This is a genomic window from Devosia sp. LC5, assembly GCF_000735585.1.
GTDB lineage: Bacteria > Pseudomonadota > Alphaproteobacteria > Rhizobiales > Devosiaceae > Devosia.
Map to the genome: position 1 here is coordinate 15011 of NZ_JNNO01000007.1, position 25741 is coordinate 40751.

The following is a 25741-nucleotide window of genomic DNA, read 5'->3' on the forward strand; positions in this document are numbered from 1 at the left end:
CATGCTGAATGCGCTGCGCGACGAAATGGGTTTTGGAAGCCCTTTGAAGGGCGAAGCCCTGATGAGCCGCCATATCCCCTATACGCGACACGTAGCGGACAGCGTTGTGCGCTTGCAGAATGGCGCCCTGATGAGCGTTATCAAGCTCAACGGTCTGTTTTTCCAGACTGAGGATCAGGCCGAAATCAACCTGCGCTCGGCAGTTCAAAACACGTTGATCCGTGCCCTCGGGTCGAGCCGGTTTTCGGTCTGGTCCACGATAGTGCGGCGTGAGGTCAAGCCGTCTCTGCCTAGCGACTTTGACGATCCGTTCTGCCGGGAGCTGGACAAGCGCTATCAGGCCCGACTGGCCCAAAAGCGCATGTTCACAAACGATATTTTTCTAACCATCGTACGCTCAGATTTGAAAGGCGCGCTCGGGCTCAGCGATCAGGTCAAACGCCTCTGGGGCCGCTCCAACGGCAATGCCGTAACGACCCAGCAGTTGCGCGAGTCTGCTTCCGATCTGGAGGAACATGTCGTCAACATCGCGGGCGGTCTTGCCAAATATGGTGCGCGGGTCCTGGGCATCGTGCATCGTGACGGCGACCCCTACTCGGAGCCGTGCGAATTCCTCGAGCTGATCCTGTCAGGTGGTGTGTCGCGGCAGATGCGACTGCCCCGCATGGGGATCAATAGCTATGTCGGCTCGGCGCGGCTGCACTTTGGCAAGCGCGCCATGCAGGTCCAGGCGGCGGCCGAGGCCGACGATCGGTTCGGCGCCATGCTGTCGATTAAGGAATACCCGCCCTTTACCGGGCCTGGGATGCTGGATGGTCTCTTACAGCTTCCCCACGAATTCATCCTGACCCAGTCGTTTTCCATCTCGGATAAGCCGATAGCCCAGGAACGCATCACGCGCCTCAAGCGCCAGATTGCGGCTTCTGACGAGGCCGGCAGCGCCGTCGAGGACAATATCGACCGGGCGCTCAACCAGCTTGCCAATCAAGAGGCGGTCTTTGGCGTCCACCATTTAAGCCTTCTGGCAATCGCCCGCTCGAATGAAAAGCTGGGCAAGGTGGTGTCGGACCTGGGCGCAAGCCTGACCGACATGAACATCAATTGGGTGCGTGAAGATCTGAATCTTGAAGCGGCGTTCTGGGCGCAATTGCCGGGAAACCACGGCTATATCGCGCGCGGGGCGATGCTTTCGAGCTCCAATTTTACCGGCCTGTCCTCGATGCATAATTTTGCGCAAGGACAGGAACAGGCTCCGCACTGGAATCTCCCGGTTTCGATCCTCGAAACCACGTCTCAAACCCCATACTGGTTCAACTTTCACCAACGCGACATCGGCCATTTTCTTGTCACCGGGCCAACCGGATCAGGCAAGACAGTGGCAATGACGTTCCTCTTGGCGCAGAGCTTTCGCGTCTCGCCACGGCCCCGCGCCGTTTTCTTTGACAAGGATCGCGGCGCGGAAATTTTCATCCGCGCCATGGGCGGCTCCTACGAAGTGCTGACGCCCGGGACGCCGACGGGTTTTAACCCTCTGCAGCTGCCCGACAATGCCGAAAACCGGGATTTCTTGAACCGGCTGATCAAGGTGATGGTGGGCGGTGAGCTGAGCCTGTCGCAATCGGACAATGATCTGATTGAGCAGGGCATTAGCCAGACTATGCAGCAGGGGTTAGGGCGTCGCAATCTCGCAACGCTGGCCGCTTTGATGGCCGGGCGAAATCGGGCCGATAGCAACGATCTGGCCGCACGACTCCGTCCTTGGTTTGATGGCGACAAGGCCTGGCTGTTCAATGCCCCAACCGATGCTCTGAGCCTGGGCGGCACCCGCTGCTTTGGCTTCGATATGACCAATATCCTGAGCAATACCGAAGTTCGGACTCCGGCCCTGATGTATATCTATCATCGCCTGGACGAGCTGCTGAATGGCGAGCCGGTCATGTTCTTTATGGACGAAGGCTGGCAGCTTTTGTCCGATCCGACCTTTAGCCACTTCATCATGGATAAGATGAAAACGATCCGTAAGCTGAACGGCATCGTGGGTTTTGGCACGCAATCGGCTGCCGATATCGCCAAGTCATCTGTGTCCCACACCCTGATCGAGCAATCATCGACCAACATCCATTTTCCAAATCCGCGGGCGGACGAGGAAAGCTACATGAAGCGCTTTGGCCTTACGGCAAAGGAATTTGGCTTCATCAAAACCACGGCGCCGGAATCGCGCACGTTCCTGATCAAGCATGGCAATGACTCGGTGATCGCCAAGCTCGATCTCTCCACCATGCCGGAAATGGTCAAGGTTCTCTCTGGACGACGCGAGACGATTGCGGAGTGCGAAGCGCTGCGCATGGAGAATGGCAATGACCCTGCGGACTGGCTCGAGCTGTTCATGAATGGGAGTAACTGATGAAGCGACCCCATGTTCTGATTGCGGTCTGCGCGGCGGCAATGATGGTTGCGGTTCCGGCAATGGCGCAAGTGCCCGTCAGTGACGAGGCGATCGAGGGCGAACGATCCGAGCGGGATAGTGCCACGACCGAAATCGGCACGGCGGACAGCAGTCGCGCGGTCGTTTCGACCAACATAACCTGCTCTATGTATCGGCCCTCCACCCGAGACGATCCAAATGATGCAATGGCCCGCAATCCGGAAATTGCGGGGCTCGTTCGCCGAATAGCGCGCGAAGAAGGCATCGATGAAGAGACCTTTATGGCCCTGGTCTATCAGGAAAGCCGCCTCAATCCCTGTATCGGCTCCTCTGCCGGCGCCTACGGATTGGCTCAGCTTATGCCGGGAACGGCAGAGGATTTGGAGGTCAATCGGCATAACATCGAGCAGAACTTACGCGGCGGCGCACGCTATTTTCGCCGTCAGCTCAACGCCCATGGTGGCAATGTATCCCTCGCCCTGGCTGCCTATAATGCCGGCCCAGGCAACGTTTCCAAATACGGCGGCATTCCGCCGTTCAAGGAAACCCAGGCCTACGTTCGCAACATCACGACCCGCTGGATTCCTGCTCTTGGTGGCGCCGACATGTCGAGCATTCCGCTCAATTACGGCGGCGGCTCGTCGGGCTACACCAACATGCGCGACGCCACGCTAAATGCCATGGGAGCGAGTCAGGGTGCTTCGGCTAATCTGGGCAATGTCGCCTCATGGCTGACCCAGCTCGGCCAGCAACAGCCTGGAACCATGATTGAATCGTTTGATCACAATTCGACGGCGCGCAATGCCAACCTCGAATTGTTCAACCAGGCAATTGGCATGGCAGCGGTCTTTGCTGAACTGCTCAACAGCAAGAACGCGATGCAGCTCACCGATCAGTCGAGCACGGCACAATCTCTCAATCCGACGCCCAAACCTGCTGAACCTGACCCAACCCAGCCAGTCGAAAATCTCTGCGACGGGCCCGGCACCGCCTGGGACGGAGAAACCAAGACCTGCGTCGCCGAGCTTGAACCCACTGGGCGCGTCACCCTGCAACTGACCCCGGAGTTATAGCTATGACGATCAAGGAAATCGGCTTTATCAGCATCGCGGCAATGATGGGGCTCTCCGTGCCCGCCATGGCTCAAGTGCCCGTGATTGACCGCGAAAACCTCAGCATTGCGCGTGACACTGCCAGCACGACAAACGAAATCCTCGATACGAATAAGGAAATCCTGACGACCGTCGAGGACACGCTAAAGGCGGTTATCGGCGACCGATCGAGCGTCCAACAGCCCATGCAAGACCTCGCCGTTGGCAGCGGCTTTTCCGTCGGCTCAATGCCCGACTTTTCGAGCATAATGTCGGGCGGGGTTCCCAATTTTGGGTCGGGCAATGACGACATTGCCAAATTTGCCAGCCTCTTCATCAACGGCATGAAGCTGGTGAAGTCGCTCTCGGGAGAGGAAAATTCCGACTTTGCCGGGGACAAATCCTACGAGCAACTGATGAACACCGTTATGGGCGTTTCCGCGCTCGTGAAGGGCACCCAAGAGGGCGTCACGACGCGCCGGGATTCCTTTGAGCAGGCCGGCCAACAGATCGGCCAAGCCGAGGATATCAAGGGTTCAATCGATCAAAACACTCAGTTGCAGGTGCAAGCGGGCCTCACCATCAACGAGTTGATCGGCGTGATGAACGGGGCCGTGTCGTCACTGCAGGCGGACAACGTCCGCACGCTGACCGATATTTCCAACACCACCAAAGGACTTGAGTATGACCGCGGCAGCGAAAACTAAGATGCTTGCGAAAGCTGTCACGCTCGCGGTTCTGGCAGGGTTGCTAGCGGGGTGCGCAACGACGCCCCCGCCCTCAAAGTCCGCGCCGTGCAAGCGCCCCGCCAACCTTTCGGCATATGCAGCGATCGAGCTGCAAGACTGCGGCCCGATGTCACCCGTCAACTCGGCTGAAACCGCGGCTGCAATTCTGGCTCTCTAGGAGCGTCGAATGGATTTTCTGAGCCAATTGCTGCAACGCATCGACGATACGGGCACCAATTTTAGCGAGACGGCCTTTGGTGTCCTGGGCAGCGAAGTCGTACCCCTGCTGACGATCGCGTTCTATCTCTACGTTGGCTACTACGGCTTGCAGATCATGATGGGCACGGCCTCCGCCAGCTTTGCCAACATTGTTGGCCGGGTGTGCCGGATGCTGGTGATCCTGCTGCTGGTGAGCAACTGGGGCAACTTCAACACCCTCTTTTATGAATGGATGACGACCGTTCCGGAGAATGCGGGACGGGCGGTGCTAACCGTGTCGGGTACGGGCGTAACGGAACCGACGAGCGGACTTTCCGATATTTGGCACAGCGCCAACGAGGTCGCCGGCGCTTATTCCGCTCAAACCTCGATCTGGGCGATCCTGCCCGGCGTGATGGCCGCGATCATCTGGATCGCAGCCGGCATATTCATAGCAATTGCCTTGGCGCTACTGATCCTCGCCAAGCTCGCGATGTGGGTTTTGCTGGGCACCGCTCCGATCTTTATCGCCTGTTTTTTGTTTCCAGAGACCCGGAAATATGGCGCCGGCTGGCTCGATCAGGTGATCCTCTACGCCATCATGCCTCTGTTCATCTACACCGTCGCGGCCTTCATGATTGCCGCCGCGACCCCCGAACTTGGCAAGATGAAAGCGGCTATGGAGGCCAATAGCCTCCAAATGTCGGACTTCGCCTCTTTCATTCTCATCGTCATTGCCGGGTCTTTCGTGTTGCTCAACGTCCAGTCGATTGCAGCGAGCATCGCGGGTGGGCAGGCGATGAACATGGCGGGCGCTACTGGTGGCCTTCTTAAGGGCACCGCTCGTAGGGGCACGGCTGCGGGAACATCGGCGGGCAAGCTTGGATATAGGGGCGCCGCAGCCGGCGTAAATGCCAACGTCAATGCACTCGACAAAATGTCGAGCACGATGCCAGCGGCTCGGCATATGGCCCAATCCATCAAACAGAACAGCACACCCCGCGTCGGGTGATAAATCAGGGTTTTACTATGGCTAAAGCCGATTCAGGGCTCGTAACCTACTACCAGGACGGGCAACGCTGGGAAGAAGACATTTCGCGCCGTGATCGGCGTTCGCGCGCCGTCGCCTGGCTTATCGCAATGATCCTCGGCCTCGTCGCGGTCTGCAGCCTCTTGGTGTTGGCAATGCTGATGCCGCTCAAGACCTTTGAGCCCTATTTCGTGGAAGTCGATAAAACGACTGGCTACATGGAAGTCACTTCGGGACTGACCCGCACCACGACATTGACGGAACAGCAGGCCGTTACCCAGGCCAATGTCGTGCGCTATATCCGCGCCCGGGAAAAATACGATCCCTACGCAGTGTCGGAGAATTTCGGTCTGGCGCAATTGCTATCGACCGACCGCGCCTCTGACGAATTGACCCGGCTTTACAGCAATACCAATCCGACCAACCCGACGAAAGTGTACGGCACCAATCGGACTGTGGCCGTTGAGATCAAATCGGTGACCTTCCCCAATACTTCAACGGCATTAGTCCGGTTCTCGACCACGGAAACCGGCCCCGCCCAGGTGGCGGTCAAACACTTCATCTCTGTTGTTCGCTTTCGCTACACCGATACCCCGCTCCGCATGGAATGGCGCTTCGATAATCCGCTTGGATTCCAGGTTTATGAGTACCAGCGCGACCAGGAAACCGTAACGGCCGGGAGCCAATAACAATGAAGCGTATCATCCTCATCCTGAGCGCCCTGGCCGGCCTTCTGACACAGGGATTTGCAGCGCAGACCCCGCAATCGGGCCGTCTAGACCAGCGTGTCACACATGTGACCTACCAAGCCAACAATGTGGTCAAGGTCCGCGCGGCATATGGCATTTCGACCATGATCATTTTTGACGAGTCTGAAAAGTTCCAGACCCTGTCACTGGGTGATACGGAGAGTTGGCAAATCGTCCCAGCAGCTGCGGGCAACATCCTGTTCGTCAAGCCGATCGCGCGCGACGTGCCCACCAACCTGAACATCGTCACCGATAAGCGCATCTATTTCCTAGAGCTGGTCGACCAGGCGCCCGGCAACGGCGACGTGTTCGGTATCCAGTTCAATTACCCTGAAAATGCGCTCAACGATGCGCTTCGCGAAGAAGCTACGATCCGCGCGGCCAATCCTGCGATCAGCAACATCGACAAGGCCAACCTCAACATCAATTACTCCTTCTCGGGCCAGGATGCGCTCAAGCCCGTCGAAGTTTTTGACGACGGCAAGATGACCTTTTTCCGCTTCGCCGGCCGCATGCCGGCAATCTTCAAGGTCAACCTCGACTTCACGGAATCGCTGGTGAATTTCCGGCGTGAGGGGGAATACATCGTGGTCGACGGCACGGCTGCCCAATTCACCCTGCGCGAAGGGGACTTATGGACCTGCATCTTTAATCTTCGTGTGCCCGATATCGCCGCACCCGATCCCTATATCAACGCGCCCGTTCTCGACACCACAGCGACGACGCGCAGTGGGAGCAACAACTGATGGAACGCGCGCCTGAACTGCAAGCTCTCCAAGGCAGCGGCGAAAGCGTCGTTGCTGACCGGGGCGCCAAAGGCAAGCAGCTCTTGGGCTTCGGCCTGCTGGGTCTGGTGGGCCTTGGCGCTCTCTACCTCAACTTCACAGCGGGCAACACCGCACCGCGCGACATGCTCCAATCTGAGGAAGCCTTCAATACCGAGACATTCTCCCCTCCTGGGTTCGTACGAGATACAGCGGAGGCCACGCCTGAGCCGGAAGTAGAGCCCAATATCGTCGTCATACCGCCGCCCCCTCCACCGGTTGAGGCTGACGAGCCTGAGCCCGATGTAGCCGAATTTACCGTACCTCCGCCCCCTCCCATGGTTCCGCCGCCACCAGTGGTTGAGCCAATGGTGATCGTGCAGGAGCCGGCGCCAGTGGTCGAAGAGGAATTTCCCGAACGCTACCTGTCCGGCCTTGTCGTGATGGACGTTTCGGCGCCCGATAAGGGCCTGTCCGAACCTGCAGCCTTTGATGGCAATGCCACGCCGCCTGCTATTGTATCGGGCACAGATTCAGCAAGCCAATATCTCGCAAGCTCGATTTCTCAAGAGGATCGTAGCGCAAACGCACGCACCCTTGAGCGGATTGACGCCCTTGTGCCCGAAGGCACGATGATTTCTGGCCTGCTCGAGACTGCCATCAATAGCGACCTGCCGGGGCAAATCCGTGCTGTGGTCAACGAGGACGTCTATTCGTTCGATGGCCGCCGCATTCTGATCCCGATCGGTTCTCGCCTGATTGGGGAATACCAGTCTGAAGTCACCCGCGGCCAAAGTCGGGTATTCGTGGTCTGGTCTCGTCTGATCCGCTCCGATGGAGTGTCCGTGCGGCTCAATTCTATGGGCTCGGATAGCCTGGGCCGCTCCGGCATGACCGGGTTTATCGATACCAAGTTCAAGGAACGTTTCACCTCGGCATTGATGTTGTCGGTTCTGGGCGGCGGCATCAATTATCTGACTGATTCCAGCGGCGAGCCTGCATTTGAAGAAGGCGAAGATGATGATCGTAGCGCGAGGCAAAAAGCGGCCGATGGCGTCGCTCAAACCATGGCAGATTTCATTTCGAGCGAGATCCAGGCCAATTCAAACCTCAAGCCGACGATCAGCATAGATCAAGGCGAGCGGGTTTTCGTCTATGTGCGCCAGGACCTCTCGTTTGCGGCGATGTACGAGGACCCCATAACGGAGGCAATGCGCCAAATCGTTAGTGAGCGGAAATAATGTCCTCAGTTACGTCGATGTTGCCAACCCTGCTCTATGTTGTCGAACAGGCATTGGAGCCCCTTCGAAGCCTCCTAGACGACCCGGCCGTCGTTGAAATCTCCGTCAACAAACCAGGGCACGTTTTTGTTGAGCGCATAGGTCAAGCCCATATGGAGTTTCACTCCATTCCGGCGATAACGGCAGAGGTGATCAGCCAGATAGCGCAGCGGGTCGCGGCCTATACCAACCAGTTCGTCAACAGTGAAAGGCCTTTGCTGAGCGCGGCCCTGCCAACTGGGGAGCGCATTCAAGTCGTCTTGCCGCCGGCCGCCCCGGATGGAGGAACGCTCTCGATCCGAAAGCAAGTGACACAGCATTTTACCCTGGAGGAATACCGGGACAATGGCTCGCTCGACAAGGTTGCCGTTTCGCTTGGTGGGCTCTCACAGCTCGATCATGACTTGATCGGCCATCTTCAGGCGCAACGGATTTATGAGTTCCTTGATGCCGCCATCCGCAATCGCGTCTCAATCCTGATCAGTGGGGGCACGTCGACCGGGAAAACGACATTTCTCAATGCGTGCCTCAAAAGTGTCGATCCCAACGAGCGGATTTTAACCCTCGAGGATACGCGCGAGCTGTTCCCAACGCAAAAGAACGTCGTTCACTTGATCGCCTCAAAGGGCGATCAGGGAACCGCCAATGTCACCATTCAAAGCCTGCTCGAATCGTCCCTGCGCATGCGGCCAGACCGGCTTTTCGTCGGCGAAATTCGTGGTGCAGAGGCATTCACCTTCTTGCGCGCCATCAACACCGGACACCCTGGCTCGATGTCGACAGTCCACGCGGATACCCCTCAGGGCGCCTATGAGCAGTTGGTGATGATGATCATGCAAGGCGGTATGGCAGGCTCCTTCAGCAAGGCCGATTTGCTGTCGTACCTGCATATGGTCATCCCGGTCGTGATCCAGCTTCGGCGCGACGGCGGCAAGCGCGGCGTTTCCGAAATCTTCTTCGCGCGACAGCATGACTATGCTGTTTAAGGTCTTGCTCGGGCTGTTTTGTCTCGTGATCGGGTTTGCCGTCTGGTTGCTGGCCTATGGCGCAATTATGTGGGGCGTCTACGATGATCCCAATATTCTCATGCTGACACTGGCTGAACGGCCATTGATCGCTGCTGAACAGTTCTCTGCTTTCCGCACCAACACCGCTTTGCAGGGTGTTGCTGGAATGGCGGCCCTCCCTGCCCTCTTCGTCGCCGGCATCGTCGGCGCCATCGGCTTGCGCAGGCCCAAGAACCCGTTGGGCGACGCATCGTTCCAGACCATGCCAGATCTTCGGATGGGCAAATGGTTTGGTAAAAAGGGCCATGTGTTCGGTGTCGTCGCCGGCAAATACCTTCGTCGTGATGACGATCGGCATCATTTGGTGATCGGCCCTACCCGCTCGGGCAAAGGCGCCGGCTATGTGATCCCGAACGCGCTGCAACATCAGGGATCGATGATCGTCACCGATCTAAAGGGTGAAGTGTATTCCGCAACGGCCGGCTATCGCCGAAAGCAAGGCAACCAGGTCTTCTTGTTCTCGCCTGGAGCCGCCGAAACGCATCGCTACAACCCACTCGATTTTGTGCGGCAGGACCGGGGAACGCGCACCACCGACATTCAGAATATCGCCTCGATCCTCATTCCTGAGCAATCCGATTCCAATAACGCGGTTTGGCAAGGGCTGGCGCAACAGGTCATCGGCGGGATTATCAGCTATCTGCTGGAAAGCCCGCTTTACGAGGGTCGGCGCAATTTTGGCGAGGTCAATTCCTTGCTTAATTGCGGCGTGAACCTGCAGGAGCTGCTGCGGACGATCATCGCGGCAGAGCCTTATTTGTCACGCTTCACCATCGAGAGCTTCAACGCTTACCTGGCCCTTTCCGATCGCGCGGCCGCATCGGCGCTGATCGACATTCAAAAGGCAATGAAGCCTTTCATGAATGAACGCATTGTGGCGGCCACCTCGGTGACCGACATTAATTTGGCTGGGCTTCAACAACGGCCAGTGAGCATTTATCTGGCCCCCTCAATTACCGACATTTCTCTGCTCAAACCCCTCCTGACCTTGTTCATTCAACAGACCATGGATCTGTTGACGCGGGAGCTGCGGCCGAACCCGATCCCGATGCTGTTTCTGCTCGATGAATTTCGTCAGCTCCGTCGCGTCGACGAGGTCATGAACAAGCTGCCATATGTGGCCGGCTATAAGATCAAGATGGCCTTCATCATCCAGGATTTGAAAAACTTGGACGAAATCTACGGTGAGACAGCCCGCCATTCGCTGCTCGGCAATTGCGGCTATCAGCTCATTCTCGGCGCCAACGACCAGGCGACGGCTGACTATGTTTCAAAGGCGCTTGGGAAGCAGACGATCCGCTACCAAACCGAATCCCGCCAGATTGAGGTCATGGGTCTCAACCGACGGACGCGCATCGAGCAGATGCGTGATCGCGATCTAATGATGCCCCAAGAGGTCCGCCAATTACCGGAGACGGACTTGGTGCTGCTCGTCGAAGGCCAAAAACCAGTCCGCGCCAAGAAGGTCCGCTTTTTTAAGATGGAGCCTTTCCAGACAGCGGCCGCTTATGGGGAAGCGCATCGACCGGGAGTCCCCCACGTCGAAATTCGCGAGCGGCTTCCTGTCCCGGCCCTGGCTGAAGGATATGGCAAGAGGCAGGTTGAGGCCGAACCGATCGCTCCACCAGCATCGCCAGTACCAGCTGAACAACCTGCCCAATCTGCCCCGGTCGAGGCGCCTGTTGTTGCCGTCCTTCCCGCCGTAAAGCCGGCTGCAGAGACCAATGAGGCCGATATCGTTGCGGCCGAGTCACCTCCGACGACCGTCAAACGATCGCCCCGCGCGAAAAAGCCCGCCGCCAAAATCGTCCCGTTGCGACAGGTGAAAGTGCGGGCAGCAAAGAAAATTCGTGACGTGACCGATGAAGGCCTTGAAAGCAAGCTGGCGACTGTTGAGGTCGTAAAGGCAAAGGTTAAGGCAACTGGCGACGTGGCCGTCACCAAAATCGGAAAACCTCGTCGCCGCCCAGTTGAGGATCTGTTTCGGCTATCACTTGAGGAAACAAGTGCCGCCGAGGCGGACAGCGTTCCCGCTTAAAAAAGGAGCCAGTTGGCTCCTTTTCCATTGCTAGGCGCCGTAGATCGCGTCCCGAATAATCGGGCCGTAGTGCGCCCAAAGCAGGATTAGAGAGACCACTGCAATAGTAATCAGCCAGAATAAACCGCGTCGGTCAGCTGCTTCTGGATGAGCCTTATCCCAGGCGGCACTTTCACGGCTAGCCCGCCGATTGCTGGCAGCAATCTCCGCATTTTGTTGTTCTTGCGCTGCCCAAATATGCTGCTGCTGCTGATCTCTCATGAAATCCTACCCCTATCGGTCTAAGTCATCATCGCGATCACGCTCGCGCTGCTGCTCATTCTGGCGCGGAACCTGTTGACCAGCCGGGTCGCTGCTCGTCTGCTCTTTGCGAGCGTCCTGCTCCGTGCGGCCTTTTTCCGGGGATTGTTTTGCCCCGTCAACGCGCATCTGTTGTTCGTGCAGCTGACGGGTATTGTCGTTTGCTTCACGGTCATCGTGATTTTCGCCGGACTGATAGTCTGGTTCTGCAATATGCCGATCAGTCGTGGTTGCTGGCTGACTAGCCGCACTCGTCTTCGCATTCCCCTCTGGGGCTTGGAGCGGAACGGATTTGCCCTCGCTGCCATCGCTTTCGGCCGGCTCGTCCCCGCGCTCATTTTCCTGATCGAGCTCGCGTAGGACCTCTGTTTCTTGAACGACTTCAGCCAGATATGTGTTTCCGTCGCGCGCTGCGTTGATGACGGCCGACAGCTCGGCAGAGAAAATGGCTGTTGTCGGATGATCTGGGTCCTTCGGCTCTCCCGCCTCTATCCAGGCATCCTGCGCGCGATCCATATTTTTCAATAGCGCAATGCCAGCATCGACGTCGTCAGCACCATGCTTTTCGACGGCGTCACGATATTGCCTGCGACCCTCGTCAACATCCACGCCTTGAGCCCGTAGTTCCGCGTGTTCGACCAGCTCGGCCGCGGTTTCGACAACGACGCGCTTAGCTTCGACAACCTCGCGCACCGACTGAGTGAGCTCATCAAGGGCCTTGCGCTCCTCGGGGTCGATTATCTCGCGCTCTGCCTTGAAGATCGCGGCCCCAACGGCCTTCTCATATTGCTCAAATTCTGGCTTGGTTCTGATATCCTGCTGCGCGCCATCGGACATGCTGGATTCCTCCGAAATGAGTGCCATCAACGATACCATATGCCTGGTAAAGGCGGGAGAGCCTTCGCGGCGCTCATCAAGTTTGATGACCTGCGCTCCGTGGGTCTCAATGCCCCGGATTTGTTCGACTTGAGCGCGGGCGAACTGTGCAACTTTACTATCGGCAGATAGCGCCAAAGCGCCCCAGGTGCTGACCGCCTCGGTGCGATATTGCTGGCTCCGCGGACTGCTCGCATAGACACGCGCCCCTTCGCGTTTGGCGATATAGCGGGCATGAGCCGGCCGGCTCGTCCCTTCGTGTTCCGTGCGTCCTTTCCGGCTGACCGGTCGGACTTGGTTTTTCGTATATGCCGGTGCACTGGCGATATCGCGCCGATCCGTCATTTCCATCTGAATGCCATTTTGCCGCGCATGCTCCGCCAGATTTTCTCGCCAATCGCGGAAGGTCGCCGGCCCATTCCTCGGACGCTCGCCATGCTCGTTTTTGGTGGTGATGATCGCGTGGGCGTGGACGTGAGGCCGCTTACCGCCATCGTTGGCCCCTTTGGGATCCGTCGCGGGGTCGTGCATGGCAAAGACATATTTGTGTCTCTGCTCCCCGAAAGTCCGCGCCATAAAGCCCCGCACGGCGCTTTCGAAAGCCTCGGGATCGGTCCCCGCCTTAGCAGACATGATGACATGCATCACATCGCGCGGGGCCCGACTATGCAGCTCCTTGCGCCACTCGCGCTGCACCAGGTCACCAGCCTGCTTCTGATCCGCTATGGCGCGCCCACGATCAGTTGTGACGCCGCCGTCAAACTCCTCGACCAGATCACGCAGTTTATGGGTGCCGTATTCAACACCGTTGCCGTAGCCGACGAACCGAAAGTTGCTAGGCTGCGCCGGCAGGTCGAGCTTGTTTTGACTAATGGCGCGGGCAATCATTCCCTCGCCCTTTGCATCAGGCGTGCGACGGAGACCGCCTGTACTGCGCAGGACCATCAGGCCGGTCATGACTGCCGCACCGCCGCCCTGCCGCTCGATGCCGAACGCAAAGCTGTGACGATCCTCGCCGTCTTCAGTGCGCGACGACACAAGGCCATGAAACGTTGACCGGCCGACCTCACACAACTCCAAATCCGATAGACCAGCGAAGTCGCCCTCGAGCTGCAGGGTGAAGCTGGCCATGTCCTTGCTATGGGCGCGATTATCCATCAGCGGTTCCCATTCTTCGAGGATCTTGGCCCTGTCCCCGGCCTGACCCAGCTTTTCACCCCGTTCGTTTTCGACCCGCAAACTTCCTTCGCGCGACACGTAGTCCAACATGGCCCCTGCCCTAGCGCCGCCAGCATAGGATGCCAGTTTCACCACGGCGGACTGACTGCCCTTCGCTATGCCCGCGTAGCGCACCGCCGTCGGCCTGCTAGGCGCGCGCTGCACCATCGGCGTGCCTGGTGACCGCCCGCCGCCGCTGTACCCACTGCTGACCCCGACAGAGCTTTTTGGGGCAGCTTGGTCCTGCAATTGCATCAAGCGCTTGCGCCGGCGCTCGTCCTCTACCTCGGCGCGCAACCGTTCCCGGAGCTGGCTTGCCGCACTGCCAAACGCTGCTAAGTCCATCACACGGTCTCCCGGCGCCGGCTTGGACCGCGCTTGGCAAGCTCTCGAACCTCGAAACCGACGACACCTGTCATGGTCAGGACGTTGCCTAAGGCCATCAAAACCTCGTCTGGATGCACTTCGCGCTTGGCGTTGATCGCCCGCGCGATCTGATTGAGATTGACGCCAACCGCCCGAAATTCCTCCGCCAAAGCTGCGAAAACCTTCCTGTCCTCGTAGGACAGGAAGGGCTTTACCCCTGCTCCCTCCAGACTGAGGGACCTAATAAAGCTTGAAATGGTCAAGTCTGCGGCTTCTGCCGCCGCCTCGATCTGCTGCAATTCGCTGCCGCTAACGCGCACCCGCACCACTTCTGACTTGGATTTCTCGCCGGTCGGGTCGCGCCGGGCGCCCGCCTTTGCGGCCCCATCCCTCTCGCTGGCAGTTCCTTTGCGTCGAGCCATTCTTACTCAGCCTCGCCTTCAACGCCCGCCAGCGGGCCAAACCGAGGGCATGTCCCTCGATTTTCAGCATGTTGTACCACAAACATGCGTATCCTGCCAAAGGAAACACTCACCTAGCACTACCAAATTCTCCCACTACGTCCAGTGTGAGCCACATCGGTGATGCGCCGGAGAGATGCACTGAAGAGAGCCCGGCGTGGACCTCTAGATGTCCTGGTTTTCCGGTGAACTGGTTTCGGACAAATTGATGAAAAGCAGAACACCATTCCACCAGTTCACCAGACATGCAGATTTGCTCAACTGGTTAAATGCCAGTATGATGGTCACCAGTCTCGCAGACCTGCATAATTTGGATTCACCAGGTCACCATTCGACCAAAAGGGTACAGCGACCAGCTTTGCCTGGAACGACGTTAGGAAGATAAATGGCGAAGGTGATTTCGTTTGTCAGTGGCAAGGGCGGCGTCGGCAAAACCCTTGGCGCAATCTTGACCTCTGGCGAATACGCGCTTCGTGAAAACCAAGTGCTCGTGGTTGACGCAGACCCAACCCAGCGGTTTTCCGACTGGTTTTCCGAGTCTATCCGCCGCGGCAATGGTCCTGAGTTTATGACGGTCACAACGGCGTTGACCAAAGCTGCAGTTGCGCGGGAGGTTCAGCTCGCTCACGGCAAATTCGATTACGTGATTATCGACGCCCCAGGCACCGAAGGCGCGGTGAACCAAGAAGTGCTGCGCCAATCCGACATTGTGGCAACACCGGTCAAAATAGGCCGCGATGAAGTCAAGGCGATGTCCGTCGTTGCGGCAGACGTGGCCCAGGTGAGCGACGAACTTGGACTAGAAATCCCCCACGTCACCTATGTCACCGAGCTGGCCGAAGTCCAAAAGTCGCTGTCGGCCTACGCCACCCTGCACAACTTTATCGTCAAACTCCAAGAGGATGGCTACTCAACACGGATTTTGAAGACGGAACTCTATTCGCGCAACATCTACAAGGAACTCCGAAACGGGTTAGGCCCGCTTCAGATCATCGAGCTTAATCCAACGATCAAGAAGGCCCGACTTGAGGTCCAGAGGTTCGTCACCGAATTCGACCAAATCCTTGCGGTCGGCAAAACCAAGATCACCGCCTAGAGGAGGCCAAAAAGTGGCTGGTAAAGACGAACTGCTCGATAGCGTGCCCACCATGCGACGCAAGTCCGCTTCCACCGGACGCCCTCAAGACAATCTCACGTCACCTCCCAACGAGCCAGGGCAGTCACCCCAGCCAACCGCTGAGGATGTCATCCAGGAGATCCGTCCGAGGAAGGCCGACGCCGCGCCTACCATAAAAAAAGGTTCGCTGTTTGATCTGAAGGCTGCTGAGCGGCCGAACTCAAAAGGGGCGGTCAATCTCCTCCTGGCGCCTGAGTTGAAGGCGCGGCTGGATGCTGCCAATTATGCGTCAAAGGTGCCACGCGTTCAGATCGTCATTGCAGCGCTCGATGAGTATCTCGAAAAGAATGGCTTTTAGCGGTCATGAAGTCGGGGCGAATATTCTTCACGGGGCTTGCGGTCGGACTTTTGATGGGTGTTTTTCTGTCGCCCATCATGACCAGCTCGAATTTCGCCGGCGGGGCGCTCGCACAAGCCGTCAACGGCATGGCTGCACAAATGGCGCCAAGGCCGCCGGCAGCCGCCTGGCCAAGCGGCCCGGAAGTATTGGTCGCACTTTTTGAGTTCTCAAGATGGCCGGCCCCCAAGGCCGGCGACACCTCGAGCATCAACGTCGACAATTGTTTGTCGATTGGCAGCGATATGGTCTGCTTATTGACAATGAATCTGTCATGGGTGGAAACGCCCCGCAAAGTAGAAGCCACATTCAGAAAAACCTTGGATCGGTGGTCAATGCTTGGCCTCAAGGAGATTAAGCCAACGTGAGTCAGACGCTCCGGCCGTCTCTACAGCGCTATTTGGTTAGCGCGTTCCGGCCTTCGCTTAGTCAACCTGTCAGCCAGCCCAGCGTCAGCACTGTATCTTTCGCGCGATTCACGAAAGAATATGGGCTACCAGGCGTTGTCCTCTTTAGCATTGGAGGCCTACAACTCCGAAACCTTGGAAAGAGCTAATGCGAATGACGACGCATCGCGGGACATTGATGTGAAAGAGATCGAGCGCCACATCAAACTGCAGGGATTGGTACCCGTCTTCGACGCGGAAACCGACCGCACAATCTACCGAAGAAAAACGGATTTACCTGTTCCGTCTTCCGAGGAGATGGAGAAAGGTATTTCGGACCACTTGGCGGCCACGCGCGAAAACGCCAATATCTCAAAAGAGGAAATGGCGGAATTGCTGGGGCTGTCTCAACAATTCTACGGGCGCGCAGAACGGCGTGAGGCCCAATTACGCGTCACACGCCTGATTTTCATGATCGAAATTCTTGGCCCGGAAATGTTCGACGTCCTGGCCCATGTCGCTCCGCAAATCTTCGGAAAAAGCGAAGCCGAAGCCAAAGCCCGCGGTAAGCTCGTGAGCACGATCATGAGGCTGCCAGCTAAAAACGTTTACGAGATTCTGACCTATGTTTCACTCATAGCTGACTTGGCACAGCGCGAACGGGACGAAGCAGATCACGAAATTGTCCGCGACGTAAAAGAGCTGATGGACAAGAACGGCTTGACCAGTGAAGACGTTAAAGGGCTGATCCTGGCCGAAAAAGCCAAACGTGGCCCGCGCAAACGGCGCAAGCGCAATGACGGATCGGGTGCCGGCGACGACGTAAGCGAAACGGACAGGTAGCATTTCGGCTGCTGCTATCCCGTCCTAGCGTTTTCCAGCCTATACCAGCCGAGCTCGATCCGCATGTCTACTCCCGACCCCCCATGCACGAACCCGCTTCGCGGGAGGGGTGCGGGCGGCGCGGTCGCGGCATCATTATAGGCTTTTGGTCGAGCGGCACCTGATCTGACCATGGAGTCCCCTTCAACGAGAGGAACTCCCCATGGCTACCCCTTCAATCGACGCCCCCGTCACACCGCTCCGTCAGCGCATGCAGCAGGATATGCTGATGCGCGGGCTGGGCTCGCATACCCAGCAGGACTACATCCGGCACGTTCGGCGCTTCGCCGCGTTTCTTGGGCGCACTCCCGACGCGGCCAACGCCGAGGATATCCGCCGCTTCCAGCTCTATCAGCATGAGAACGGCGTCGGACCGGCGACCATCAATGGCGCGGTCTCGGCGCTGCGCTTCCTGTTTGAAGTGACGCTGAAGCGGCGGGATCTGGCCCGCGCGCTGGTGATCACCCGCTATCCGCGCAAGCTGCCCGATGTGCTGAGTGTGGAGGAAGCCGCCCGGCTGCTCCAGGCGGCGCCAACCATCAAGTACAAGGCCGCGCTCGGTGTTGCCTATGGCGCGGGGCTGCGCGTCTCCGAGGTTGCCCACCTCAAGGTCGATGATATCGACAGCACCCGCATGCTGATCCGGGTCGAGCAGGGCAAGGGGCGCAAGGACCGCAACGCCATGCTCTCGCCCCAACTTTTGGAGCTGCTGCGGTTGTGGTGGCGCCAGGGCAAGCAGTCGGGCGTGATGCTGCCGCATGGCTGGCTGTTTCCAGGCCGCTCTTGCACCGATCCGATCTCGTCGCGGCAGCTGCATCGTGCCGTGCAGGAGGCGGCCGAGGTCGCCGGCATCCGCAAGCGGGTCAGCCCGCACACGCTGCGGCACAGCTTCGCCACCCACCTGCTTGAGCAGGACGTCGATATCCGCGTCATCCAGGTGCTGCTCGGGCACAGCAAGCTCGATACCACCGCGCTCTATACCAAGGTCTCGACCCGCACGATCCACGCGGTCGCCGGGCCACTCGACCGGTTGATGGAACTGATGGAAGATAAGACGCCGCCCAGTTGAACCGGTGCGCGCCACCATCGAGGTCGCCGATATCTTCCGTGCTGCCGGTCCTGGCTATCGGCTCGCCCATGCCGGGCATCTGAGCCTGGGCCAGCTCAAGGTCATGTCGGCGATCGAGCCCTGCCGCACCGCTGCGCTGGGCGGTCACGTCGAGGCCTGTACGGACTGCGGGCACCAGCGCATCGCCTATAACTCCTGCCGCAACCGGCACTGTCCCCGGTGCCAGGGCGCTGCAGCACGTGCCTGGCTCGAAGCACAAGAGGCCAATCTCCTGCCGGTGGGCTACTTCCATGTCGTCTTCACGTTACCCGCAGAGATCGCCGATATCGCCTTCCAGAACAAGGCGCAGATCTATGATCTGCTGTTCAAGGCGGCATCGCAGACCATGCTGACGATCGCCGCCGATCCCCGGCACCTGGGCGCCCGCATCGGCATCACCGCCGTGCTGCACACCTGGGGGTCGGCCATGACCCACCATCCCCATATCCACATGATCGTGCCGGGTGGCGGCATTGCACCGGATGGGCGATGGATCTCATCCCGACCGGCGTTCCTGCTGCCGGTTCGGGTGCTCGGCACCCTGTTCCGTCGCCTGTTCCTGACCCGGCTGCTCGAGCTGCACGATGCCGGCCGGCTCGCCTTCTTCGGCAGGATGGCAGGGCTCAGCGATCGCCGTGCCTTCCAACGTCACCTCGCGCCGGCCCGCAGAAAGCGCTGGGTGGTTTATGCCAAGCCGCCCTTTGCTGGGCCCGAAGCTGTCCTCGCCTATCTCTCCCGCTATACCCACCGGGTGGCGATCTCCAATAGCCGCCTCATCGCGTTCGATCAGACCGGGGTGACCTTCCGCTACAAGGATTACCGCCGCGGCGGTGCCGACCGGCAGCAGGTCATGACGATCGCCGCCAACGAGTTCATCCGCCGCTTCCTGATCCACATCCTGCCGCGCGGCTTCCACCGCATCCGGCACTACGGCCTACTTGCCGGCTCCGCCCGCAAGGACTGCATTGCACAGGCCCGTGCATTACTTGCGGTCGCGCCTCCACCGGAAGAACCGCCAGGCGAAGAGCCCGCAGACCAGCGCCCGCCATGCCCGTGCTGTGGCGGCACCATGGTGATCATCGAGACCTTCGCCCGGGGCTGTAGGCCGCGCGCGCCACCTGCAGCGCGACAGCCGAACCGGGAGACCATCCATGACCCGGCATGACCTGCTTGTTCATACGGCCGCGCCACGTCACCGGCCGATGGGATGGTGCGCGCCCAGCGCCGCGGCGACCGGCGCCAGGCACGCCGACCCCACGAAAAGCGCCTACAACCGCGCCTTCAACAGGCCTGACCGCCGACCGCTGGGCGCGCCTGGAAAGCTTGGCGCCTCAGCTATTGGCATCCGCCCAACTGCACCAAAACAGCAAACCCCATAGCGCAAAGCATGCGGGCCGCGGGTTCCTGCATGGGTGGCTTTGCGACGCCAAGAGGCATCCCAAACCCTTCACCTTTTCAGACTCTCAGCCACTATTTGCGGAAGCCTGAAAGCGGCCATTCGGAAACGAAATGGCCGCCCAACGAAAACCGGAGTGCTTGACCCTCGACCGTTAGATCGATAATATTCGATATATGGAATCGACCCAAGCCATCGATGTTTTTGCTGCCCTGTCTCAAAGCACCCGTCTGGATACGTTCCGTCTCCTGATGGAGTATGAGCCTGATGGCCTTGCGGCTGGCGAGATCGCCCGTCGTCTCGAGGTGCCGCAGAACACCATGTCCACCCATCTAGCCATCCTGACCCGAGCCGGACTTATCGAAGCCGAGCGCCACAGCAGGTCGATCGTCTATCGGGCCGTGGTTGATCGGGTGCGGGAGATCACAAGCTTCCTGGTCCAGGACTGCTGCGGCGGTCGCCCGGAGCTGTGCGAACCCCTTGTTGCCGAATTCACCCCGTGCTGCTCTCCGAAGGAGTCGAGCCATGTCTGACCGCGTCTACAACGTCTTGTTCCTCTGCACCGGCAATTCCGCTCGCTCCATCCTGGGCGAGGCCATTCTCAACCATGTCGGCCAAGGTCGCTTCCGCGCCTACTCCGCCGGGTCCAGTCCCAAGGGTGTCGTCCAGCCCATGACGCTGGAAACACTGACAAAGGTCGGCATCCCGACAGATTGCCTCCGCTCCAAGGCGTGGGACGAATTCGCCGGGTCGGGTGCGCCGAAGATGGATTTCATTTTCACGGTCTGCGACAACGCCGCGGGCGAGACCTGCCCGATCTGGCCTGGGCAGCCGATGACCGCCCATTGGGGTATCGAGGATCCCGCAGCCGTTAAAGGCCCCGAGTTCAAGCAGCGTGCCGCATTCGAGGACGCCCTGCGTTATCTCCGCAAACGCATCGGTGCCTTCATCAACCTGCCACTGGCCAGCATCGACCGTATGGCGCTCAACTCGAAGCTCGAAGGCATCGGCGGCATGGACGGCACCACCACAAAGTCGTCGAACGTCGCCTGACGGGGCACGCAGAGATTACGGCCGCGAAGCCGGTTTTTTCCGCCGAACAACTGGATCACTCCTCCATGTCAGTCAATGCGGCGCCGGTGCGCCTTTCCTTCCTCGACCGCTATCTCACGGTCTGGATTTTCGCGGCCATGGCGTTGGGCCTGGCCCTGGGGTCCATGATCCCTGGTCTTCCCGTCGCCCTCGAATCTATGTCGGTCGGTTCGACCAATATCCCGATCGCCATCGGCCTGATCCTGATGATGTACCCGCCGCTCGCCAAGGTGAAGTACGAGGCGCTGCATGAGGTGTTCTCCGATAAGCGCGTGCTGGCCCTCTCTCTTGTCCAAAACTGGATCATCGGACCGGTTCTGATGTTCTTGCTGGCAGTCATATTTCTTCGCGACCATCCCGAATACATGACGGGTCTGATCCTGATCGGCCTGGCACGCTGCATCGCTATGGTGCTGGTCTGGAACAAGTTGGCCGGCGGTTCAAACCAGTATGTTGCTGGGCTCGTCGCCTTCAATTCCATCTTCCAGATCCTGTTCTTTTCCACCTACGCCTGGCTGTTTTTGACTGTTCTGCCGCCGTTGTTCGGGCTTGAAGGCAGCGTCATTGACGTCGGGTTCTGGACCATCACCGAAGCAGTTCTGATCTATCTCGGCGTCCCGTTTCTTGCCGGCTTCCTGACAAGGTTCTTCCTGATCCGAGCCAGGGGGAACGACTGGTACGAACAGGTCTTCCTGCCAAGGATCAGCCCGATCACCCTGCTGGCGCTGCTGTTCACCATCGTTTCCATGTTCAGCCTCAAGGGCGGAGATATCGTGCGCCTGCCGCTCGATGCCCTCCTCATAGCCGTGCCCCTGACCATCTATTTCCTGATCCAGTTCACGGTGAGCTTCTTCATGGGCAAGTGGATCGCCAAGGACTATCCGCGCTCGACGGCGATCGCCTTCACCGCAGCCGGTAACAATTTCGAGCTGGCCATTGCCGTCGCCATCGCTGAATTCGGCCTGGCATCGCCGGTCGCCTTCGCTGCGGTCATCGGACCGTTGGTGGAAGTGCCGGTGCTCGTCGTGCTGGTCCACTTGGCCCTGTGGCTGGGTCGCCGATACTTCCCGCGTTCTGCAGGATTGGCCACCGGCAACTGAGCGTCGCCCTGCAATCCCGCCGACGAACCCAACCATCTGGAATGCCCATGACTGTCATCATCTACCACAATCCCGACTGCGGCACCTCGCGCAACACACTAGCCATGATCCGGCAATCGGGTGTCGAGCCCACGGTTATCGAATACCTCAAGGCGCCTCCAAACCGTGACCGCATCGTTGAGCTGGTATCGGCAGCCGGCATGCCGCTGCGGGACGCCATACGGAAAAAGGATACGCCGTATGAGGATCTCGGGCTTTCGAGTGCTGACGTTACCGACGACGCGCTGCTCGATGCCATCCAAGCTCATCCGATCCTATTGAATCGTCCATTCGTCGAAACTCCGGTCGGCACCCGCCTTTGCCGTCCGTCCGAGGTCGTGCTCGACATCTTGGAGAATCCCAACATCGGGCCGTTCACCAAGGAAGACGGCGAGGTCATCTTAGACGCCGAAGGCAAACGGCTTGTCTGATCTATCCAATATCGCGCCCGGTGCCTTCGAGGTCCCGGACCTCTCCAAGCTCACCGCACCGGACCTGCAGCACAAGCCGCGTATCCTTATGCTCTACGGTTCACTGCGGGAACGCTCATACAGCCGATTCCTGACCTTGGAGGCGCAGCGTCTGCTCGAGGCATTCGGCGCCGAGGTTCGGATATTCCATGCCAACGGCCTGCCGCTGCCGAACGATGCGCCCGATACCCATCCGAAGGTGCAGGAGCTTCGCGAGGCCATGCTGTGGTCTGAAGGACAGGTATGGACATCGCCGGAACGTCATGGCGCCATGTCGGCGGTGCTGAAGTCTCAGATCGACTGGATACCTCTGCCGGGCGGTGCCATACGTCCGACGCAGGGTCGCACGCTCGCATTGATGCAGGTGTCCGGTGGCTCGCAGTCGTTCAACGCCCTGAACCAGATGCGTATCCTAGGGCGCTGGATGCGGATGGTGACGATCCCGAACCAGTCGTCCGTTGCCAAGGCTTTCCAGGAGTTCGACGAGGCCGGTCGCATGAAACCGTCATCCTATTACGATAGGGTAGTCGACGTCATGGAAGAGCTGGTGAAGTTCACGTTGATCAACCGCGGCGTGTCCGGCTACCTGACCTCTCGCTACAGCGAGCGCAAGGAGGCGGCAGCCAATCTCGAGGAGCGGGTCGGCCTGAAGTCGATCTAGATTACGATGGCCGATACCCATTCCAACGCCGGCGCCATTTGGGCCCTCGGCGTCACCCAGATAATCGGGTACGGCACGCTGCACCTATGTAGATATTTCCTATACGAATGTAGTTCGATCTATCTACATACACAAGCGGCCCTACCGGTCGAAAGCCCGGCGCCGTAGCGCCGGGACAGGGACTGCATCAGTCCTGCGGGTCCCAGGGGATGATCGCCTGAATCTGCTCGTCGTCCTGGCCAGAGAAACGGCCTAGATTGGCGTTGAGCTTAATGCCCTTAATGCTGAGAGTGTAGTAGGGCTTTTTGTCGTTGCTGGTCTTCTTCCAGATGCCGCCAACTTCGATGTCGAGGCCTCGTGGAGATTTCGCGAAAACTCGGTGTGATGGAGCTTTGGGATTATCGGACGTGAAGGGCACAACCTTAATGTCTAGGTCGCGGTCCAAGGTGGACACCAGGCCGGTACCGGTGGATTTGTCGAAATCGTCGGTATCGAACTTGATGAAGTTGGTGATGGTCATTTTCGCTCTCCTATTGGGCGGTTGCAATGTCGCCGTTAACGCAGGGCGGATATGGCAAAAAGCGCTCGGCGGAGCGAAGCGGAGAAGCCCACAAGGACTGAAAATTGTAGCGCGAGGAAGCCGGCAGGCGGGGAAATTTCTGGCCTGACGGGCTCGATTTTTGACGACGCTCTGCGAACAAGTTCAAATTGCTGACGCCCCTTTCGAGAGCGCAATCCCATCACCTCGTCCAAATCGAACGATGTTGCCAAGTCACCACGGCACTGTGAACCTAATACGATGGCGCTAACAAGGTAATTCGTGTTCTCGGTTAACCCGTATCATGCCTGTTTCTGGCACTTCTTCTCGATACGGCTTCCTTTTGCAGCCTGTGGAAGGCCAACGGTAGAAACAACTAAGCTATCTCTAGCCGAATTTGGCGCGGGCATAAATCGACTTTTCAAGGTGCAAATCGCCAGTGGAAGCCCGATCGATCAGCGCCCGCATGAATCCGCCAGCGGATTTGATCTCGCCCGCTTCACGACGCTCGATGATGAGAGCCGCGGCCATTGCCGCGCCCCTTTGACCCAAAACTCTCGCCGCCAGATCCCGCGCGTCGGGTGATATGCCGACCAGCGAGCACAACAGCGGGTATTTATCGATCAAGGCCGGCCAACTCGTCGGAACTGTGCCCAGCCACATTGCCAGGGCGGGGCATGCCGCCGTCAGGGTTTTTATTTGCATAGGCCGGGCTGGCTCAGCTGGTGCTTTCGGGCTGGATTTTGTATCGCCCCCTCTTTCATCCCAAGCCCAGCGAGCGAAGCTCGCTCCATTCAAGTCAACTTGTCCGGCGTGAGCCGGACGCCGCTTGTCTTCACTACGAGATACTGAATGGTTGAGATTTGTAGTCTGTATGTGGTCACGATTTTCCGTGATCGTGCTCATGATTTTACTCAGTACCGGTGCCTCCTTTCGCCCTTTACGAAGGCCGTAGGCCCGTTCAGCAAGCCAGCGGCAAAGCCGCGTCGCTTGCTCGATCCGCGTGGCCGGTGACCTCTTGCTGGCATTGGCCAGGATCGTGTCGAACCTGCTTTTTAGGCTAGCGAGGATGCGGCCCGCCAAATCCTCGGCGCCGCTTAGCACCAGGTGCAACTGGCGTACCGCTCCCCGGTATTCACTCCACGCAGCCTCCTTGGCGTTGCGCTCGCTGCGAGCCAATGCCACGAGGGCATTCAGCTCCTCATAACGCGCAACCAGAACGCGCAAGTCGATGCCTGACACGCTGGCTAGATTGCCAGCCTCGTCGCGGCGGGCAAAGCGCTTATAGTTCCCGCTATCGCGCATGGCGACCAAGCCGGCATCGAATAGCCGAGACAGCAGCGCCCCGGTGTGGTTTGGCGACTTTCTGATCTCGAAGGCCAGGGTCGCGTTAGACTTAAAGACGATGGGCATGCCGCCCGGCTCAAATTGCTTGGCGGGGGCGCTGTGAACCAGCGTCACTAGCAACAGGGCTTCAGTCGAGTTGACCAACCCTGTCTGCGGCAGGTCTTTCGCCAGCACTTGCAGATGCGAGCGTGTGATCGTGCCTAGCTCGACCTCGTCGGCCATTTTTCTATAGCGGGCGCGGGCGTCGGTCTGACGCCGGCCTTTCTGATCGTTCGTCAAAACTGTCTCCAACAGTTATGACCAGGCGCGCGAAATCGATCGCCGAAATGGCGCCAAAGACTTGACGGGTGGAGGGGGAAGCCGTAGAAAGAATTACCACATTCTGTTTTTACGACGATCCCCGCTTCGGTTCATTCCGGGGCGGTTTTCGTTTGTGCCGGTTGGTCATCTCCAAATGCTGTATGCAGCGAAGGATCCGTCAGGTAGGTGAGGATTCGCGTCCGAAGAACTTACATGCAAACGGAGGAACTGCAACATTTTCGCGCTAGCACTACCCTAATCAGAATCTTTCAAGGTGTGGCTAAGTGTCAAATTTACAGCTTTTCGGCGGTGTTATG

25 protein-coding genes are annotated in these 25741 nt (G+C 58.7%); 20 read left to right on the forward strand and 5 right to left on the reverse strand.

From position 1 onward, the window contains the following. Position 1: 1 nt before the first annotated feature. From FF80_RS04840 to FF80_RS04880, 9 genes are all read left to right on the forward strand, one after another. The gene (locus tag FF80_RS04840) at positions 2–2404 is read left to right on the forward strand and encodes a VirB4 family type IV secretion/conjugal transfer ATPase (RefSeq protein ID WP_035098103.1); all 2403 of its coding nucleotides are present in this window, start codon (positions 2–4) and stop codon (positions 2402–2404) included. Further along, entirely contained in the window at positions 2404–3498 is a 1095-nt protein-coding gene (locus FF80_RS22310) for a lytic transglycosylase domain-containing protein (protein ID WP_035098105.1), read from the forward strand. Before FF80_RS04840 ends, FF80_RS22310 begins: the two co-directional genes overlap by 1 nt. Before the next feature lie 2 nt (positions 3499–3500). After that, positions 3501–4223 carry a type IV secretion system protein gene (locus tag FF80_RS04850; protein WP_035098107.1) on the forward strand — a complete coding sequence of 241 codons (723 nt, stop codon included), beginning with the start codon at positions 3501–3503 and terminating at the stop codon, positions 4221–4223. A 208-nt stretch (positions 4224–4431) separates the two neighbouring features. Next, positions 4432–5454, forward strand: coding sequence for a type IV secretion system protein (locus FF80_RS04855; RefSeq protein WP_035098109.1), 1023 nt, complete (start codon positions 4432–4434; stop codon positions 5452–5454). A gap of 17 nt (positions 5455–5471) precedes the next feature. Continuing rightward, positions 5472–6161 (forward strand): type IV secretion system protein, encoded by a 690-nt coding sequence (locus tag FF80_RS04860; RefSeq protein ID WP_035098111.1) that lies wholly within the window; start codon positions 5472–5474, stop codon positions 6159–6161. Positions 6162–6163: 2 nt separating this feature from the next. Then, positions 6164–6967, forward strand: coding sequence for a TrbG/VirB9 family P-type conjugative transfer protein (locus FF80_RS04865; RefSeq protein ID WP_035098113.1), 804 nt, complete (start codon positions 6164–6166; stop codon positions 6965–6967). Beyond that, positions 6967–8226, forward strand: a complete 1260-nt coding sequence (gene virB10, locus FF80_RS04870; protein ID WP_035098115.1) for a type IV secretion system protein VirB10 — start codon at positions 6967–6969, stop codon at positions 8224–8226. Before FF80_RS04865 ends, virB10 begins: the two co-directional genes overlap by 1 nt. After that, a complete protein-coding gene (gene virB11, locus FF80_RS04875; RefSeq protein WP_052153183.1) occupies positions 8226–9251 on the forward strand; it encodes a P-type DNA transfer ATPase VirB11 in 1026 nt (341 codons plus the stop codon). The genes virB10 and virB11 overlap by 1 nt, the downstream gene beginning before the upstream one ends. After that, positions 9235–11370 carry a type IV secretory system conjugative DNA transfer family protein gene (locus tag FF80_RS04880; protein ID WP_035098118.1) on the forward strand — a complete coding sequence of 712 codons (2136 nt, stop codon included), beginning with the start codon at positions 9235–9237 and terminating at the stop codon, positions 11368–11370. The genes virB11 and FF80_RS04880 overlap by 17 nt, the downstream gene beginning before the upstream one ends. Before the next feature lie 30 nt (positions 11371–11400). Here FF80_RS04880 and FF80_RS21610 read toward each other — a convergent pair whose 3' ends face one another. From FF80_RS21610 to mobC, 3 genes are read right to left on the reverse strand one after another with little or no spacing between them, the layout of a single operon-like run. After that, positions 11401–11631, reverse strand: a complete 231-nt coding sequence (locus FF80_RS21610; protein ID WP_152558270.1) for a hypothetical protein — start codon at positions 11629–11631, stop codon at positions 11401–11403. A 12-nt stretch (positions 11632–11643) separates the two neighbouring features. Further along, positions 11644–14109, reverse strand: a complete 2466-nt coding sequence (locus FF80_RS04885; protein ID WP_052153184.1) for a hypothetical protein — start codon at positions 14107–14109, stop codon at positions 11644–11646. Continuing rightward, positions 14109–14552, reverse strand: coding sequence for a plasmid mobilization relaxosome protein MobC (gene mobC / locus FF80_RS04890; protein ID WP_081917255.1), 444 nt, complete (start codon positions 14550–14552; stop codon positions 14109–14111). Before mobC ends, FF80_RS04885 begins: the two co-directional genes overlap by 1 nt. Positions 14553–14976: 424 nt before the next feature. Here mobC and FF80_RS04895 point away from each other — a divergent pair, with 424 nt between their 5' ends. The 11 genes from FF80_RS04895 (at position 14977) to arsH (ending at position 23239) form a co-directional block, all read left to right on the forward strand. Continuing rightward, a complete protein-coding gene (locus FF80_RS04895; protein ID WP_035098120.1) occupies positions 14977–15687 on the forward strand; it encodes a ParA family protein in 711 nt (236 codons plus the stop codon). A gap of 13 nt (positions 15688–15700) precedes the next feature. After that, positions 15701–16066: a hypothetical protein gene (locus tag FF80_RS04900; RefSeq protein ID WP_035098123.1), complete on the forward strand. Its 366-nt coding sequence runs from the start codon at positions 15701–15703 to the stop codon at positions 16064–16066. 53 nt (positions 16067–16119) lie between these two features. After that, positions 16120–16473: a hypothetical protein gene (locus FF80_RS04905; protein WP_152558271.1), complete on the forward strand. Its 354-nt coding sequence runs from the start codon at positions 16120–16122 to the stop codon at positions 16471–16473. Positions 16474–16593: 120 nt separating this feature from the next. Further along, the gene (locus tag FF80_RS04910; RefSeq protein WP_035098127.1) at positions 16594–17334 is read left to right on the forward strand and encodes a helix-turn-helix transcriptional regulator; all 741 of its coding nucleotides are present in this window, start codon (positions 16594–16596) and stop codon (positions 17332–17334) included. A 202-nt stretch (positions 17335–17536) separates the two neighbouring features. Continuing rightward, entirely contained in the window at positions 17537–18442 is a 906-nt protein-coding gene (locus FF80_RS04915; protein ID WP_035098128.1) for a site-specific integrase, read from the forward strand. Between the two features lie 4 nt (positions 18443–18446). Then, positions 18447–19646 carry an IS91 family transposase gene (locus FF80_RS04920; RefSeq protein WP_035098130.1) on the forward strand — a complete coding sequence of 400 codons (1200 nt, stop codon included), beginning with the start codon at positions 18447–18449 and terminating at the stop codon, positions 19644–19646. Between the two features lie 407 nt (positions 19647–20053). Then, on the forward strand, positions 20054–20410 hold the full coding sequence (locus tag FF80_RS04925) for a metalloregulator ArsR/SmtB family transcription factor (protein WP_035098131.1): 357 nt from the start codon (positions 20054–20056) through the stop codon (positions 20408–20410). Then, complete coding sequence (locus FF80_RS04930) at positions 20403–20930, forward strand: arsenate reductase ArsC (protein ID WP_035098132.1); 528 nt, start codon at positions 20403–20405, stop codon at positions 20928–20930. Before FF80_RS04925 ends, FF80_RS04930 begins: the two co-directional genes overlap by 8 nt. A 65-nt stretch (positions 20931–20995) precedes the next feature. Further along, the gene (gene arsB / locus FF80_RS04935) at positions 20996–22069 is read left to right on the forward strand and encodes an ACR3 family arsenite efflux transporter (RefSeq protein WP_035098134.1); all 1074 of its coding nucleotides are present in this window, start codon (positions 20996–20998) and stop codon (positions 22067–22069) included. Positions 22070–22116: 47 nt separating this feature from the next. After that, positions 22117–22539, forward strand: a complete 423-nt coding sequence (gene arsC / locus FF80_RS04940; protein WP_035098136.1) for an arsenate reductase (glutaredoxin) — start codon at positions 22117–22119, stop codon at positions 22537–22539. After that, the gene (gene arsH / locus FF80_RS04945; protein ID WP_035098138.1) at positions 22532–23239 is read left to right on the forward strand and encodes an arsenical resistance protein ArsH; all 708 of its coding nucleotides are present in this window, start codon (positions 22532–22534) and stop codon (positions 23237–23239) included. Before arsC ends, arsH begins: the two co-directional genes overlap by 8 nt. A gap of 187 nt (positions 23240–23426) precedes the next feature. Here the strand turns inward: arsH and FF80_RS04950 are convergent, their stop codons facing one another. Beyond that, a complete protein-coding gene (locus FF80_RS04950; RefSeq protein ID WP_035098141.1) occupies positions 23427–23759 on the reverse strand; it encodes a DUF736 family protein in 333 nt (110 codons plus the stop codon). Positions 23760–24164: 405 nt separating this feature from the next. Then, the gene (repC, locus tag FF80_RS04955) at positions 24165–25403 is read right to left on the reverse strand and encodes a plasmid replication protein RepC (protein ID WP_035098143.1); all 1239 of its coding nucleotides are present in this window, start codon (positions 25401–25403) and stop codon (positions 24165–24167) included. Positions 25404–25741: the final 338 nt, after the last annotated feature.

Excerpts from the sequence above, each read along its gene's own strand:
- mobC (WP_081917255.1), bottom strand. The coding sequence starts at position 14,552 with ATGGCTCGACGCAAAGGAACTGCCAGCGAGAGGGATGGGGCCGCAAAG.
- FF80_RS04885 (WP_052153184.1), bottom strand. The coding sequence starts at position 14,109 with ATGGACTTAGCAGCGTTTGGCAGTGCGGCAAGCCAGCTCCGGGAACGG.
- FF80_RS21610 (WP_152558270.1), bottom strand. The coding sequence starts at position 11,631 with ATGAGAGATCAGCAGCAGCAGCATATTTGGGCAGCGCAAGAACAACAA.
- FF80_RS04915 (WP_035098128.1), top strand. The coding sequence starts at position 17,537 with ATGGCTACCCCTTCAATCGACGCCCCCGTCACACCGCTCCGTCAGCGC.
- FF80_RS04850 (WP_035098107.1), top strand. The coding sequence starts at position 3,501 with ATGACGATCAAGGAAATCGGCTTTATCAGCATCGCGGCAATGATGGGG.
- arsB (WP_035098134.1), top strand. The coding sequence starts at position 20,996 with ATGTCAGTCAATGCGGCGCCGGTGCGCCTTTCCTTCCTCGACCGCTAT.
- FF80_RS04855 (WP_035098109.1), top strand. The coding sequence starts at position 4,432 with ATGGATTTTCTGAGCCAATTGCTGCAACGCATCGACGATACGGGCACC.
- FF80_RS04880 (WP_035098118.1), top strand. The coding sequence starts at position 9,235 with ATGACTATGCTGTTTAAGGTCTTGCTCGGGCTGTTTTGTCTCGTGATC.
- FF80_RS04950 (WP_035098141.1), bottom strand. The coding sequence starts at position 23,759 with ATGACCATCACCAACTTCATCAAGTTCGATACCGACGATTTCGACAAA.
- FF80_RS04865 (WP_035098113.1), top strand. The coding sequence starts at position 6,164 with ATGAAGCGTATCATCCTCATCCTGAGCGCCCTGGCCGGCCTTCTGACA.
- FF80_RS04895 (WP_035098120.1), top strand. The coding sequence starts at position 14,977 with ATGGCGAAGGTGATTTCGTTTGTCAGTGGCAAGGGCGGCGTCGGCAAA.
- FF80_RS04925 (WP_035098131.1), top strand. The coding sequence starts at position 20,054 with ATGGAATCGACCCAAGCCATCGATGTTTTTGCTGCCCTGTCTCAAAGC.
- FF80_RS04905 (WP_152558271.1), top strand. The coding sequence starts at position 16,120 with ATGGGTGTTTTTCTGTCGCCCATCATGACCAGCTCGAATTTCGCCGGC.
- FF80_RS04930 (WP_035098132.1), top strand. The coding sequence starts at position 20,403 with ATGTCTGACCGCGTCTACAACGTCTTGTTCCTCTGCACCGGCAATTCC.
- arsC (WP_035098136.1), top strand. The coding sequence starts at position 22,117 with ATGACTGTCATCATCTACCACAATCCCGACTGCGGCACCTCGCGCAAC.
- FF80_RS04860 (WP_035098111.1), top strand. The coding sequence starts at position 5,472 with ATGGCTAAAGCCGATTCAGGGCTCGTAACCTACTACCAGGACGGGCAA.
- FF80_RS04840 (WP_035098103.1), top strand. The coding sequence starts at position 2 with ATGCTGAATGCGCTGCGCGACGAAATGGGTTTTGGAAGCCCTTTGAAG.
- virB10 (WP_035098115.1), top strand. The coding sequence starts at position 6,967 with ATGGAACGCGCGCCTGAACTGCAAGCTCTCCAAGGCAGCGGCGAAAGC.
- FF80_RS22310 (WP_035098105.1), top strand. The coding sequence starts at position 2,404 with ATGAAGCGACCCCATGTTCTGATTGCGGTCTGCGCGGCGGCAATGATG.
- virB11 (WP_052153183.1), top strand. The coding sequence starts at position 8,226 with ATGTCCTCAGTTACGTCGATGTTGCCAACCCTGCTCTATGTTGTCGAA.
- FF80_RS04910 (WP_035098127.1), top strand. The coding sequence starts at position 16,594 with ATGGGCTACCAGGCGTTGTCCTCTTTAGCATTGGAGGCCTACAACTCC.